Origin of the sequence: Neisseria animalis (genome assembly GCF_900636515.1) — a bacterium.
GTDB classification, from domain to species: Bacteria; Pseudomonadota; Gammaproteobacteria; order Burkholderiales; family Neisseriaceae; genus Neisseria; species Neisseria animalis.
Genome location: NZ_LR134287.1, coordinates 1173608 through 1189015, shown reverse-complemented (window position 1 = coordinate 1189015; position 15408 = coordinate 1173608). Strand labels below are relative to the sequence as shown.

Genomic DNA, 15408 nt, shown 5'->3' with positions numbered 1-15408 from the left:
TGTTTGGCAGACGGCATCAATACCGATACCTTTCCCATGATAGGCCGCCTGTTCCGAATTTTCTTATTGTTTGCCTTTATCGCGCTGATTATCAACCGCCTGTTCAGCCGCAAGCAAAAACGCGCCCTTCGCGAAGTGATGCAAATCAGCGCGTGGGTCATGCTGGGCGCGGCGGCGGCAACCCTGATTTGGTATCTGGTGATGCTGTATTTCAAACACATTCCCGATGCCTATTGAGGACATCATGCCGTCTGAAAAATACCTGCCGCCATACCCAGACGGCTCATTCATTGCTACAATAAGCTCAGTTAACTTTTCAGCAAACAAAATTCCCCGTCATGTCATACTTTCTGCCCGAACCGCCCCTTTCCTACAACCAACAAAACCGAACCGCCGTTCTGCTGCTCAACTTAGGCACGCCCGATGCTCCGACCGCCGAAGCAGTCAAACCCTATCTGCGCGACTTTCTGTCCGACCACCGTGTGGTAGAACTGCCGAAATGGTTGTGGCAGCCGGTATTGCGGGGCTTGGTGCTGACGCTGCGCCCGAAAAAATCGGCGCACGGCTACGAAAAAGTCTGGTTTGACGAAGGCTCACCGCTGGCCGTTTATACCGAACGGCAAACCGCGGCATTATCCGCCAAATTCCCCGAAATCATCGTGCGCCATGCCATGACGTACGGCAATCCCGGCATTGCAGATGTCTTGTCCGATTTGAAAGCACAAGGTGTCGGCAGACTGCTGGTTGTACCGCTCTATCCCCAATATGCAGCCTCCAGCACCGGAGCCGCTTTGGATAAAATATTTGCCCAACTGCTGAAACAGCGCAACCAAATGGGGCTGCGAACCATTGCACGTTTTTACGACGATGCAGGCTACATCGGAGCCATGAAGCAACACATCGAAGCATATTGGGCGCAACACGGGCGCGGTGACAAACTGATGTTGAGTTTCCACGGTATTCCGCAAAAAAGCAGCGACGACGGCGATCCCTACCCTGAAGAATGCCGCCATACCGCCAAACTGCTGGCCGATGCGCTGGGGCTTTCTGAAAGCGAATATGTCGTCTCGTTCCAAAGCCAATTTGGCAAAGCAAAATGGGTAGGCCCGAGCACACAAGCCTTATTTGACGAATTGCCGAAAAAAGGCGTAGAAAAACTGGACGTATTCTGCCCCGGATTTATGGCAGACTGCTTGGAAACCATGGAAGAAATCGCACTGGCCGGACGCGAGCAGTTCCATGAAGCCGGCGGTACGCAGTTCCACTATATCCCCTGCCTGAACGACAGCCCCGTATGGGTTGAAGCTCTGGCAGATTTAGTGAAGCGCAATCTGCAAGGCTGGGATTAAACCGCCAAACGCAAAAAGCCGTCTGCAAAATGCCCCATCATGGTTTTTACAGACGGCCTTTGCTTGGCTTCAAACCAATCAAGTTATCCGTTTTAGTCTTTCTTGAAATAGCAACAACATTCATGCCTACTTAAATAGTGTTTGTGCAAACAAAAGGATTAAACCGAAAAACACAAAAAAGCCGTCTGTAAAATGCCCAATCATGGCTTTTGTAGACGGCCTTTGCTTTATTTCAAAACAATCACGTTATCCGATTTAGTCTTTCTTGAAATAGCAACAACATTCATGCCTACTTAAATAGTGTTTGTGTAAACAAAAGGATTAAACCGAAAAATGCAAAAAAGCCGTCTGTAAAATGCCCAATCATGGCTTTTGTAGACGGCCTTTGCTTTATTTCAAAACAATCACGTTATCCGATTTAGTCTTTCTTGAAATAGCAACAACATTCATGCCTACTTAAATAGTGTTTGTGTAAACAAAAGGATTAAACCGAAAAATGCAAAAAAGCCGTCTGTAAAATGCCCAATCATGGCTTTTGCAGACGGCCTTTGCTTTATTTCAAACCAATCACGTTATCCGTTTCAGTCTTTCTTGAAGTGGCGGCGGCGTTCCAGCTCGCTCAGGTAGCGTTTACGCAGACGAATGGATTGCGGAGTAATCTCTACCAATTCATCATCATCGATAAACTCTACCGCGCCTTCCAAAGTCAGCTTAATCGGCGTGGTCAGGCGCACAGCTTCATCGGTACCGCTGGCGCGTACGTTGGTGAGCTTTTTGCCTTTCAGCGGGTTCACCACCAAATCATTGTCGCGGCTGTGAATACCGATAATCATGCCTTCGTAGATTTTGTCGCCCGGCGATACAAACATGCGGCCGCGGTCTTCCAAGTTCCACAATGCGTAAGCCACTGCTTCGCCTTGTTCTTGGGAAACCAATACGCCGTTGTGGCGGCCGGGCATATCCGGTTTGACCGGGGCGTAATCGTCGAAAACGTGGCTCATCAGGCCGGTACCGCGGGTCATGGTCATAAATTCGCCTTGGAAACCGATCAGGCCGCGTGCGGGAATGTGGTATTCCAAACGGGTGCGGCCGTTGCCGTCGCTTTCCATATTGGTCAATTCGCCACGGCGGCGGCCGAGTTCTTCCATCACTGCGCCTTGGTTGTCGTCGGGCACATCGACAGTCAGGTTCTCATACGGCTCGCATTTTTGACCGTTGATTTCGCGGTACACCACGCGCGGTTTGGCAACGGCCAGCTCAAAACCTTCGCGGCGCATGTTTTCCAGCAGAATGGTCAGGTGCAGTTCGCCGCGGCCGGATACGCGGAATACGTCGGCATCTTCGGTGTCTTCCACGCGCAGGGCAACGTTGGTCAGCAATTCTTTATTCAGGCGGTCGCGGATTTGGCGCGAAGTCACAAACTTGCCTTCGGTACCGGCCAGCGGGCTGGTGTTGACCATGAAGTCCATGGTCAGCGTCGGCTCGTCCACGCTCAGCATCGGCAAACCTTTGGGGTTGTCTTTGTCGGTAATGGTTACGCCGATACCGATGTCTTCAATGCCGGAGATAATCACGATGTCGCCGGCTTCGCCTTCTTCCAAAGGCACGCGCTCCAAGCCTTTGAAACCCAAAAGCTGGTTGATGCGGCCTTGCGCCACTTGCTGCTCGTGGTTCATCACGGCAACGGTTTGGCCGGGGCGGATACGGCCGTTCAAGATGCGGCCGATACCGAGGCGGCCGGTATAGTTGTCATAGTCAAGTTGGGAAATTTGGAGCTGAAGGGTTTCGTCGGCACTGCCGCTCGGAGCGGGCGTATGTTTCAAAATGGTTTCAAACAAAACGCGCATATCGGTTTCCGTACCGTTTTCTTCCAAACGGGCAAAACCGCTCAAGCCGGAAGCGTACACAATCGGGAAGTCCAGTTGTTCATCGGTTGCACCCAGGTTGTCGAACAGTTCGAATGTTTGGTCGATTACCCAGCTCGGACGCGCGCTCGGTTTGTCGATTTTATTGATGACCACAATCGGTTTCAAACCCAAAGCCAGTGCTTTTTTGGTAACGAAACGGGTTTGCGGCATCGGGCCTTCTTGGGCATCAACCAGCAGGACAACGCAGTCAACCATGCCCAATACGCGCTCTACCTCGCCGCCGAAGTCGGCGTGTCCCGGCGTATCGACGATGTTGATGTGGTAGCCTTCGTATTCGATGGCGGTGTTTTTGGCAAGAATGGTAATGCCGCGCTCTTTTTCGATGTCGCCGCTGTCCATCACGCGCTCGTCAACCTGCTGGTTGTCGCGGAAGGTGCCGGATTGGCGTAAAAGTTGGTCTACTAATGTGGTTTTGCCGTGGTCGACGTGGGCGATGATGGCGATATTGCGGATTGCTTTCATGGTAAAACTGTTTCGGCTTTCTAAAAATAACTGGCTATTATAACAGGAAAATAAGCGAATATATAAAAGGTAATCCCGTACCCGCCGTATTTTTACATTAGCCATCGCAGCACAGGCCGTCTGCAAACGGCAATATCACGCCGCCGCAGCTTCCGTTTTTCACCATCAATCAATTATCAAACGGCAGTACCGTTATAGTCATTTAAAATAAGAATGATACAGCGTTGCTTTGCCTTGCCGTACTATGTGTACTGTCTGCGGCTTTGCTGCCTTGTCTCATTCTTATTTTATTCGACTATATTTCCGTATTTTTACGCCCAAATCCCCATTACCGAATTTTTACATTTTATATAAATAAAACAAAATACTAAATCCGTCTTCCCAAAATCCTTCTCAAAACCCCTAGCCAACTGCCAAATAAAACAAGTATAATGCCTTTTTCTGAGTCGGAGTGTGGCGCAGTCTGGTAGCGCACTTGCATGGGGTGCAAGGGGTCGAAGGTTCGAATCCTTTCACTCCGACCAAAAATTTGAAAAGCAGCCGGTTAAATGGCTGCTTTTTTTATTGTTTTTATATCGAATAAGGCAAAACAAACAAAGCGGTACAGCGCAGACTATAAGGATAAGCTACTGCTTAAACAATCTCTCGTCTTTAAACAAGGTACGGCCACACTGTATCATTTTGTATGAAACGGCTATCTATGAGTTGTGATGAATCTTGCCTACTTATCTCGGTTTGGCCGCGCGGCAGGATTTTATGTAAAAATCATATAACCAATACGCTTAAGGCCGTCTGCATTTTGATTTGCAGACGGCCTTGTGCTTTTTTCATACTCTGAACAGGATTTGAAACAATATATCCATGCAGGTCATCATCAATCTTTTCTGCCTGCGTTGTGATGAACCTTGTCTGTTTGTCTCGGCTTGGCCGCATGGCAGGATTTTCTGTAAAAATCATATAACCCAATACGCTTAAGGCCGTCTGCATTTTAATTTGCAGACGGCCTTTTGCTTACTTTATAGTCGAATAAAATAAGAATGAGACAAGGCAGCGAAGCCGCAGACAGTACACATAGTACGGCAAGGCAAAGCAACGCTGTATCATTCTTATTTTAAATGACTATAATATCCTTGGTTGTATTTGAAGCGGTATATCAATGCAAGTAGTCATAAATTTTTTCTGCCAATGCCGTGCTGATGCCTTCAACCTGCGCCAAATCTTCTTTACTTGCCGCCATGAGGCCGCGCAAACCACCAAAACGGGTAAACAGGGCTTTTTTGCGCTTGGGACCGATGCCTTCAATATCGTTAAGAGATGAGGTTACACGGGATTTATCGCGCTTTTTACGGTGTCCGGTAATGGCGAAACGGTGGGACTCATCGCGCACGGTTTGCAAAAGATGCAATGCGGGGCTGTGCGGCGGCAGACGGAAGGTCTCTCCGCTAAACGGAAGAATCAATTCTTCCAATCCTGCCTTGCGCTCGGGACCTTTGGCAATTCCGACCAAGGGGATGTGCAATCCGAGTTCTTCCCAAACATCGACGGCTACTCCGATTTGCCCTTTGCCACCGTCAATCAATACAACATCCGGCCATTTTACTGTTTCGCCATTTGCCTCGGCCTCCTGCATTTTACCGTACCGCCGCCGCAATACTTCACGCATGGCGGCATAGTCGTCCCCTGCTTTGGCAGTGGTAATATTGTAGCGGCGGTATTGCGAAGGTTGGATATTTTGTTCGTCATAAACCACGCAACTGGCAATGGTGGCCTCGCCTTGGGTATGGCTGATGTCGAAACATTCCAAGCGGTTGAGGCTGTCTGAATCCATATTGAGAATCCGTGCCAATTCATTGATGCGGTGTTGCTGGCTGCTCTGCTGCTGATGCCGCTGCTCAATCGCGACACGGGCGTTTTGCTCCGCCATTTTCAACCATACTTTGCGCTCCCCGATGGTTTTATGCACAAATTGAATCTGTTTGCCGTGTTCGCTGTTCAATGCCGTCTGAATGGCTTCGGGTATGCTGAAATTGCTGATGATGACATCGGGTTTCGTTTTGCCGAGATAATGTTGTGCCACAAAGGCTTCCGCATAATCCTGCCCGTTTGGCTCGGGATCGTCTTTGACATCGGGAAAGAAACTTTTGTCGCCGACGTGCCGCCCACCGCGTATGCTGACCCAATGAACGCAGACAAGGCCGTCTGCAACGGCAAGGGCGAGTAAGTCTATATCATTGGGATTGTTGGGATTTTTACTGTCGATAAACTGCTGGCTCTGCATCAGACCCAAAGCCTGTATCTGATCCCGGAAACGCGCCGCTTCTTCAAATTGCAGTGCGGCGGCCGCCTGATTCATTTTATGGTGCAAAATCTGAATCAGCTCATCGGTTTTGCCATTGAGAAACGTTGCGGCTTCAGCAACATTGGCCCGGTAATCCTCGGCGGAAATATGACCGACACAAGGGCCGGAACACCGCTTAATCTGATACAGCAAACAAGCACGGTCGCGATGTTCGAATACACTGTCTTCACAGGTCCGCAACTTGAATACCCTCTGCAGAATCTGAATGCTGTCACGCACGGCATAGCCATTGGGATAAGGACCGAAATATTGGTTCGGTTTTTTAAGTGCGCCACGATAATAGGCCATTTGCGGAAATTCATGCCCTGAAAGCATCAGATAAGGATAGCTTTTATCGTCTCGAAACAGAATATTGTATTTCGGAGCCAATGCTTTGATGAAATTATTTTCCAAAATCAAGGCTTCGGCTTCACTGCGGGTAATGGTGGTTTCGATGTGGTGCACCTGTTTCAGCATTAAACGGATACGTGGCGAAAGATCGTTTTTCTGAAAATAACTCGATACCCGTCTCTTGAGATTAACGGCTTTTCCAACGTATAACACATTGTTATCCGAATCAAACATGCGGTACACGCCCGGCAATGCGGGGAGGTTTCGGAGAAAAATATCGAGATCGAAAGGCTGTGATTTGTCTGACACGGTATTTCCGCCTGTTTTCATACCTGCTGCATATATTGTATGGCAGATAAGGTATTGACCATATTAAAATATAACGGCTTCCGTTTTTATACTGCCATTTTGAAACCGAATCGGTAAAAAAGCCGTCTGCAAATACGCCGCAGACGACTTTTTATCATCAACGCTTATGTTCGACAAAGCGGTAATACGTCTCGCCTTCTTGAACATAACCTAATTCCACCCGGGCAATTTCTGAAATGGCCTCTTGCCCGTTTGCCAAGTCGTTTACTTCTGCCGCCAGAAAATTATTTCGCAAAACAAGCGTTTGGTTTTTTTCGGTCTGCAATATGAGTTGCTCTTGCAATTCTTTCGTATGCCCTACACTGCCTTTACCAAACCAAAGGCTATATTGGAAATACACGATAGCAATCGATAAAACAACAGTTACCCACTTCATACTTTATTACTCTGCATTGGCCGGTGGAATATTCCGAAAGTTGCACAACTCTTCAAACCATAAAAAGGAACGCGGACGGTTTGTCCGCGCCCTTTACTCTGTTTTCTGCCGCCTTGGCTGCGGCTGATTATTTGCCTAACTGATAAAACGCGGCTTTACCCGGGTAGTATGCGGCTTCGGCGAGTTCTTCTTCGATACGCAGCAGTTGGTTGTATTTCGCCATACGGTCGGAACGGCTCAACGAACCGGTTTTAATCTGCATGCAGTTGGTGGCAACGGCCAAATCGGCGATGGTGCTGTCTTCGGTTTCGCCCGAACGGTGGCTCATTACGCTGGTATAACGGTTGCGTTTGGCCAGTTCCACTGCTTTCAGGGTTTCGCTCAAGGTACCAATTTGGTTTACTTTCACCAGCAAGGCATTGGCCACGCCTTTTTCAATGCCTTCTGCCAAGATTTTCGGATTGGTCACAAACAAATCATCGCCGACCAATTGGACTTTGCCGCCCAGTTTTTCAGTCAGCAGTTTCCAACCTTCCCAGTCGTTTTCGTCCATACCGTCTTCGATGGAGATAATCGGGAATTCGGCAACCAAACCGGCCAGATAATCGGCAAACTCGGCACTGCTCAAAGCCACACCTTCGGCTTCCAAGTGGTATTTGCCGTCTTTATAGAATTCGCTGGAAGCACAGTCCAGAGCAAACAATACGTCTTCGCCCGGAACGTAACCCGCTGCTTTAACGGCTTCGGAAATCAGCTCCAAAGCTTCTTTATGGGTATTCAGGTTAGGTGCGAAACCGCCTTCGTCGCCGACGGTAGTCGGGAAACCTTTGGCATCACACAGTTTTTTCAGCGCGTGGAACACTTCGGCACCGCAACGCAAAGCTTCACGGAATGATTTCGCGTCCACGGGCATAATCATGAATTCTTGAATATTCAAAGTATTGTTGGCATGTTCGCCGCCATTGATGACATTCATCATCGGCACCGGCAATGCCATCGGGCCTGCGCCGCCCAAATAACGGTAGAGCGGCAGACCCGCATCTTCGGCTGCCGCACGGGCAACCGCCATGGAAACCGCCAGAGTCGCATTCGCACCCAAGCGGCCTTTGTTGTCGGTACCGTCCAATTCAATCATGATTTGGTCGATATAAGACTGTTCGCTGGCATCTACGCCGATTAATGCTTGGGCGATTTCATTGTTTACATGTTCCACCGCAGTCAAGACACCTTTACCCAAATAGCGGCCTTTATCGCCGTCGCGAAGCTCCAAAGCCTCTTTTTGGCCGGTTGATGCACCGCTCGGCACGGCTGCACGCCCCATCACGCCCGATTCCAACAATACGTCACACTCAACGGTCGGATTACCGCGTGAGTCCAAAATTTCGCGGGCAAAAATATCAACGATTGCGCTCATGAAAACTCTCCAAAGAAAGGGAAAAATAAAATTACCGGCTATGATACAGCCGAATAACACAGAATGAAACAAGGCGGCAAAGCCGCAGGCAATACAGGTGGTGCGGAAAGGCGCGGCAACGCCGTATCATTCTGCGTCAAATGACTATAAAAACCGGTTTGCCGGCCTCATTCAGACCATCTGAATAAATTCCGAACCTGAAATGTTCAGTACATCAGCAGGCCGTCTGAAACCCTTTTCCGGATTTGCAGACGGCCTTACTCATATCAACGGTGGTAATTAGGTGCTTCTTTGGTAATCTGCACATCATGAACGTGGGATTCACTCATACCGGCAGAGGTAATTTCCACAAACTCGGCTTTTTCGTGCATTTCCGAAATGCTGGCACAACCCAAATAGCCCATGCTGGAACGCAGGCCGCCAAGCAACTGATGGATAATGTTGATAATCGGACCTTTAAACGGTACGCGGCCTTCGATGCCCTCCGGCACATATTTATCGGTACTGTCCGTCTTGTCTTGGAAATAACGGTCGGCAGAACCTTGGCTCATCGCACCCAACGAACCCATGCCGCGGTAAGATTTATAAGAGCGGCCTTGGTACAGCTCGATTTCGCCCGGTGCTTCTTCCGTGCCCGCAAACATTCCGCCCAGCATCACGCAATATGCGCCGGCGGCCAAGGCTTTGGCAATATCGCCTGAGAAACGGATGCCGCCGTCGGCAATCAGGGGCACGCCGGTACCTTTCAAGGCTTCGGCAACATTATGAATCGCAGTCAGTTGGGGCACACCCACGCCTGCCACGATACGGGTGGTACAAATCGAACCCGGACCGATACCTACTTTTACGGCATCCGCACCGGCAGCCACCAAATCCAAGGCTGCTTTGGCGGTTGCAATATTACCGCCGATAACCTGAACTTGCGGGAAGTTTTGTTTGACCCATTTCACGCGGTCGAGTACGCCTTGGCTGTGGCCGTGTGCAGTATCCACCACGATGACATCCACACCGGCTTCAACCAGCGCGCGCACGCGCTCCTCGGTATCGCCGCCGGTACCGACTGCCGCACCGACGCGCAGACGGCCTTCCGAATCTTTATTGGCATTCGGAAATTCGGTGGTTTTGATAATATCTTTTACCGTAATCAAGCCTTTCAACTCGTCTTTGGCATTCAAAACCAATACACGTTCGACTTTGTGCCGGTGCATCAATTCCCGCGCCTCATCGATACTGGTACCTTCGGCAACGGTAACCAAACGCTCGCGGGGTGTCATAATCGCCGAAACCGGCAGATCCAGACGGCTTTCAAAACGCAAATCACGGTTGGTTACAATGCCCACCACCTTACCGTTTTCCACTACCGGCAAGCCCGACATTTTGCGCTTGCGCTCGGCACGCATCTTCAACAAATCACCAATCAAAACATCCGGCGCAACGGTAACGGGATCTTTTACCACACCGCTTTCGTGGCGTTTTACCTTGGAAACGGCACGCGCCTGCAATTCGGGAGGCATGTTTTTATGGATGATGCCGATGCCGCCTTCCTGAGCCATGGAAATGGCCAAGCGCGCTTCGGTTACAGTATCCATTGCAGCGGAAAGTAAAGGGGCGTTGAGCGAAATTTCGCGGGTGAGTTTGGTTTGAAGCGTGACGTCGCGCGGCAGCACGGTTGAATGTGCAGGAACCAGTAAAACGTCGTCAAAAGTATAGGCTTTTTCTACGATACGCATGATGCTCGGGCTTTCCAGTTTGTGCAAGATACGCCGAATTATACCATGCCGAATATTGGAAAATCCAGCAGCAAAATGCCGTTGATACGGGATTTGCACAGCATACGGAGGCCGCAACAACCTCACGCAAACGCTATTTTGCAGACGGCCTTTTCCAAAATGCCGTCTGCATTTTCGATGCTTATATAATTTGCCAACAAAGCCGTCTGAAAAAATGCTAAGATACCGTTGATTTTCCGCTTGGATACCGCTTTATGAACTCTTTACTCGAACAACTGCAACCCTATCCGTTTGCACGTCTGCGCGAAGCCATGCAGGGACTTGATGCACCTGAAGGCATAACGCCCGTTCCCCTGCACATCGGCGAACCCAAACACGCTACGCCGAAAGTCGTTACCGAGGCCTTGGCCTCTTCACTTGCCGAACTTTCCGCCTACCCCCTGACTGCAGGACTGCCCGAATTGCGCCAAGCCTGTGCCGACTGGATTTGCCGTCGGTATGACGGCCTGAAAATCTGCCCGAATACCGAAATCCTCCCGGTTTTAGGCAGTCGGGAGGCCCTGTTTTCCTTTATCCAAACCGTACTGGACCCTGTTACAGACGGCAGCAAACCCGTTGTCATCAGCCCCAATCCGTTTTATCAAATCTATGAAGGAGCAACCTTGCTTGGTGGCGGTGAAATCCATTTTGCCAACTGCCCTGCTCCGGCATTCAACCCCGATTGGCGCAGTATCAGCGAAGATATTTGGAAGCGCACCAAAATCGTTATTCTCTGCTCACCCAACAACCCAAGCGGTAGTGTATTGAAACGGGAAGACTGGCAGGAGATTTTCGCCCTGCAAGACCGCTATGGCTTTGTGATCGCTTCTGATGAATGCTATTCCGAAATTTATTTCGACGGCAACAAACCCATCGGCTGTCTGCAAGCCGCTGCCGAACTGGGCCGCAGCAACAAAGGCTTAGTGATGTTTACCAGCCTGTCGAAGCGCTCCAATGTTCCCGGTTTGCGCTCCGGCTTTGTTGCCGGAGATGCGGAACTGCTAAAAAACTTCCTGCTTTACCGCACCTACCACGGCAGCGCCATGAGTATTCCCGTGCAACGCGCCAGCATCGCAGCTTGGAACGATGAACCCCATGTGATTGAAAACCGCCACTTGTATCAGGAAAAATTCGACAAAGTTATCCCGATTCTCCGGCAGAAGTTTGACGTTAAAACACCTGATGCTTCATTCTATATCTGGTTAAAAATACCCGACGGCGATGATTTGGCCTTTGCCAAAAAATTATGGCAGCAGGCCGCCATTCAAGTTTTACCCGGCCGCTTCCTCGCCCGTATGACCGCAAGCGGCAACCCGGGAGAAGGCTATGTCCGCATTGCATTGGTTGCTGATGTAGAAAGCTGCGTTAAGGCAGCAGAAACCATCGTATCGCTCTACTCTGATACCACTGCATAAAAATCATCGTTCTGTTTGGTTCGATACAACGGCCGGTACGTCCATCATACGCGCACGGCCTGTCCGCTTCATTTTTATAGTCGAATAAAATGAGAATGAGACAAGGCAGCGAAGCCGCAGACAGTACAGATAGTACGACAAGGCAAAGCAACGCAGTATCATTCTTATTTTAAAAGACTATGTTTATGATTAATTAGCACGGAATAACACGGCGTTGCCACACCTTGTCTCATTCCGGGTTATTTGACCATCAATCCAAACAATCATAATAAACAAAGGCCGTCTGCAAATCCATATATGAATTTTGCAGACGGCCTTTTCATCGGATATTGAGCTTACGCTTCACCGTTTTCTTCGGATAAAACATTTTCCGAACTATTTGCAGATTCCGTATATTCCGAATTTTCCATCATATTTTCCTCTGCATTTTCTTCGTCGGGCTCTTCCGCCACCCGCTCCAAGCTGACCAGCGTTTCGCCTTCGTCCAGATTAATCAGGCGCACACCTGCGGCGGCGCGGCCGGTTTCGCGGATTTGCTCGACTTTGGTGCGGATTAATACGCCGCCGCTGGTAATCAGCATCAAATCGCCACTTTCGCTCACCAGCGTTGCCGCGACCAACATAATAAACAAAGGCCGTCTGCAAATCCATATATGAATTTTGCAGACGGCCTTTTCATCGGATATTGAGCTTACGCCTCACCGCTTTCTTCGGATAAAACATTTTCCGAACTATTTGCAGATTCCGTATATTCCGAATTTTCCATCATATTTTCCTCTGCATTTTCTTCGTCAGGTTCTTCCGCTACCCGCTCCAAGCTGACCAGCGTTTCGCCTTCGTCCAGATTAATCAGGCGCACACCTGCGGCGGCGCGGCCGGTTTCGCGGATTTGTTCGACTTTGGTGCGGATTAATACGCCGCCGCTGGTAATCAGCATCAAATCATCGCTTTCGCTTACCAGCGTTGCCGCGACCAAATCGCCGTTGCGTTCGCCTGTGTTGATGGCGATATTGCCTTGGCCGCCTTTGTTTTTACGGCTGTAATCCGCAATCGGAGTGCGCTTGCCGTAGCCGTTGGCGGTGGCGGTGAGCACTTGAAGGTTGCTTTGTTCGCATTCCGGTGCAAAGGTAATCAGGCTGACGATTTTACCGTCGGCAGGCAGACGCATACCGCGCAGGCCGCCGCTGCCGCGCCCGCTCGGACGCACGCCGTGTTTGCCGCTGATGACGACGGCTTCACTGTTGTCGTCTTCGTTTTCAGACAGGCCGTCTGAAAGTTCTTCGTCATTTTCAGTTTCGGCGTCTTCGGCTTCGTCGCTGCCGGATTTTTCCCAGTATTCGTTGAAGCGGATGGCTTTGCCGAGGTTGGAGAACAGCATGATGTCGTCGGCACCGCCCGTTTGCGCCGCGCCGACCAAATAGTCGCCTTCTTTGAGTGCGATGGCTTTAATGCCTTGCGCGCGTACGTTTTTAAAGGCGGAAAGCTGTACTTTTTTCACCATGCCGTGTGCCGTGGCAAAGAAGACATATTGGTCTTCCGGGAACTCGCGCACCGCTAAAATCGCGCTGACTTTTTCGCCTTCTTCGAGTTGGATAACGTTGTTAATCGGACGACCGCGGCTGTTGCGCCCGCCTTCCGGCAATTTGTAAACCTTAATCCAATGGCATTTGCCGAAGTTGGTGAAACACATCAGATAATCATGGGTATTGGCGACAAAGAGTGTTTCGATAAAGTCTTCGTCTTTGGTTGCCGCTGCCTGTTTGCCGCGCCCGCCGCGACGTTGCGCCTGGTAGTCGGTGGTCGGCTGGGTTTTGATGTAACCGCCGTGCGTCAGCGTGACCACCATCTCGCGTTGCGGAATCAGGTCTTCATCGGCAATATCGCCGCCAAACGGGTTGATTTCGCTGCGGCGTTCGTCGCCGAACGCGCTTTTGGTTTCTTCCAATTCCTCGCGGATAATGGTGGTAATACGCTCCGGCTTGGCGAGAATGTCCAAGAAATCAATAATCTGCGCCATGATGGTTTTGTAATCGTTGACGATGGTATCTTGGTCGAGGCCGGTCAGGTTACGCAGGCTCATGCGTAAAATCGCATCGGCTTGGATTTCGCTCAGGAAATAACCGCTTCCCTGCAAACCCAAACCCTGCGGCAGACCTTCGGGGCGCGCCATCTGCATATCCAAATCGGTGCGCGAGAGCATTTCGCCCACCAGACCGGACTGCCACGGTCGTGCCAACAGCTTTCCTTTGGCTTCCGGCGCGTCGGCGGATTCTTTAATAAGCCGGATCATTTCATCGATGTTGGACAACGCAACGGCTTTACCCTCGGCAATATGGCCTTCGTGGCGTGCTTTTTTCAGGCGGTAGAGCGTGCGGCGGGTGACGACTTCGCGGCGGTGGCGCAAAAATTCGGCCAAAATCTGCTTGAGGTTCAGCAGGCGCGGCTGGCCGTCGACCAGTGCCACCATGTTGATGCCGAAGCTGTCTTGCAGCTGGGTCATTTTATAGAGTTGGTTGAGCACCACTTCGGCGTTTTCGTTGCGCTTGAGCTCGATGACCACGCGCATCCCCGATTTGTCGGATTCGTCGCGCAAGTCGGCAATGCCTTCCAGCACTTTTTCGCGCACCAGCTCGCCGATTTTTTCCACCAGTTTGGCTTTGTTTACCTGATAGGGGATTTCGTCGATGATGATGGCTTCGCGTTCGCCGTTTTTACCGATGGTTTCGATATGGGTTTTGCCGCGCATCACCACGCGGCCGCGGCCGGTTTTGTAGCCTTCGCGCACGCCGCTCATACCATAGATGGTGGCTCCGGTCGGAAAATCGGGGGCTTTGATGGTGTTGATCAGCGCATCGATGTCGGTGTCCGGCTCATCCAGAAGCTGAAGGCAGGCATTGACGGTATCGGTCAGGTTGTGCGGCGGGATGTTGGTCGCCATGCCCACGGCGATACCGGAGGAGCCGTTGATCAGCAAGGCGGGGAAACGGGTCGGCAATACCAGCGGCTCATGCTCGCTGCCGTCGTAGTTGGGGCCGAAGTTGACGGTTTCTTCTTCAATGTCGGCCAGCATTTCATGGGCGATTTTCGCCATCCGGATTTCGGTGTAACGCATGGCCGCCGCGCCGTCGCCGTCAACCGAACCGAAGTTGCCCTGGCCGTCGACCAGCATATAGCGCATGGAGAAATCCTGCGCCATGCGCACGATGGTGTCGTAAACGGCGGAGTCGCCGTGGGGGTGGTATTTACCGATCACATCGCCGACGATACGGGCGGATTTTTTGTAGGCGGAATTCCAGTTGTTTTTCAGCTCGTGCATGGCATACAGTACGCGGCGGTGCACGGGCTTGAGGCCGTCGCGCACATCGGGCAGCGCGCGGCCGACAATCACACTCATCGCATAATCCAGATAGGATTTGCGCATTTCGTCTTCAAGGCTGACGGGCAGGGTTTCGAGTGCGAATTTATGGTCGTTTCGGACAGTTGCGTCGGTCATGATTTTCCGTATTTCTGAATAGCAAAAAATTGTGCTGATTTTATCATAAATACGCGCATTCGGGTTGTATTTGCGTTACCTCCCCCATACGCCGAAGGCCGTCTGAAAATCTGTTTGGAATTTTCAGACGGCCTTGCCGGTCGG

Annotated in this window: 9 protein-coding genes, 1 tRNA gene and 1 pseudogene; 4 read left to right on the top strand and 7 right to left on the bottom strand. The window is 50.7% G+C overall.

From position 1 onward, the window contains the following. The first annotated feature begins 36 nt into the window (after nt 1-36). Nucleotides 37-237: a protein MIGRI gene (locus EL111_RS05555; protein WP_123796178.1), complete on the top strand. Its 201-nt coding sequence runs from the start codon at nt 37-39 to the stop codon at nt 235-237. Nucleotides 238-338: 101 nt separating this feature from the next. Further along, a complete protein-coding gene (gene hemH, locus EL111_RS05550; RefSeq protein WP_123796142.1) occupies nt 339-1349 on the top strand; it encodes a ferrochelatase in 1011 nt (336 codons plus the stop codon). Nucleotides 1350-1930: 581 nt separating this feature from the next. Here the strand turns inward: hemH and typA are convergent. Next, the gene (gene typA / locus EL111_RS05545) at nt 1931-3739 is read right to left on the bottom strand and encodes a translational GTPase TypA (protein ID WP_123796038.1); all 1809 of its coding nucleotides are present in this window, start codon (nt 3737-3739) and stop codon (nt 1931-1933) included. Between the two features lie 447 nt (nt 3740-4186). Here typA and EL111_RS05540 point away from each other — a divergent pair. Beyond that, nucleotides 4187-4263: transfer RNA gene (locus EL111_RS05540), tRNA-Pro, on the top strand. A 629-nt stretch (nt 4264-4892) separates the two neighbouring features. On the opposite strand, the gene uvrC is transcribed toward EL111_RS05540, so the two are convergent. The 4 genes from uvrC to guaB form a co-directional block, all read right to left on the bottom strand. Continuing rightward, a complete protein-coding gene (gene uvrC, locus EL111_RS05535; RefSeq protein ID WP_231998363.1) occupies nt 4893-6737 on the bottom strand; it encodes an excinuclease ABC subunit UvrC in 1845 nt (614 codons plus the stop codon). Between the two features lie 157 nt (nt 6738-6894). Further along, nucleotides 6895-7173, bottom strand: coding sequence for a cell division protein FtsB (ftsB, locus tag EL111_RS05530; protein WP_123796036.1), 279 nt, complete (start codon nt 7171-7173; stop codon nt 6895-6897). 127 nt (nt 7174-7300) lie between these two features. Continuing rightward, complete coding sequence (gene eno / locus EL111_RS05525) at nt 7301-8587, bottom strand: phosphopyruvate hydratase (protein WP_123796035.1); 1287 nt, start codon at nt 8585-8587, stop codon at nt 7301-7303. 266 nt (nt 8588-8853) lie between these two features. Then, entirely contained in the window at nt 8854-10317 is a 1464-nt protein-coding gene (guaB, locus tag EL111_RS05520) for an IMP dehydrogenase (RefSeq protein ID WP_123796041.1), read from the bottom strand. 254 nt (nt 10318-10571) lie between these two features. Here guaB and dapC point away from each other — a divergent pair, with 254 nt between their 5' ends. Next, nucleotides 10572-11771: a succinyldiaminopimelate transaminase gene (gene dapC, locus EL111_RS05515; RefSeq protein ID WP_123796034.1), complete on the top strand. Its 1200-nt coding sequence runs from the start codon at nt 10572-10574 to the stop codon at nt 11769-11771. A gap of 335 nt (nt 11772-12106) precedes the next feature. Here the strand turns inward: dapC and EL111_RS05510 are convergent. Both EL111_RS05510 and gyrA read right to left on the bottom strand, forming a co-directional pair. Then, nucleotides 12107-12391, bottom strand: a pseudogene (locus EL111_RS05510) (DNA gyrase C-terminal beta-propeller domain-containing protein); the annotation flags it as partial. A 71-nt stretch (nt 12392-12462) separates the two neighbouring features. Continuing rightward, a complete protein-coding gene (gene gyrA, locus EL111_RS05505; RefSeq protein WP_123796032.1) occupies nt 12463-15264 on the bottom strand; it encodes a DNA gyrase subunit A in 2802 nt (933 codons plus the stop codon). Between the last annotated feature and the right edge of the window lie 144 nt (nt 15265-15408).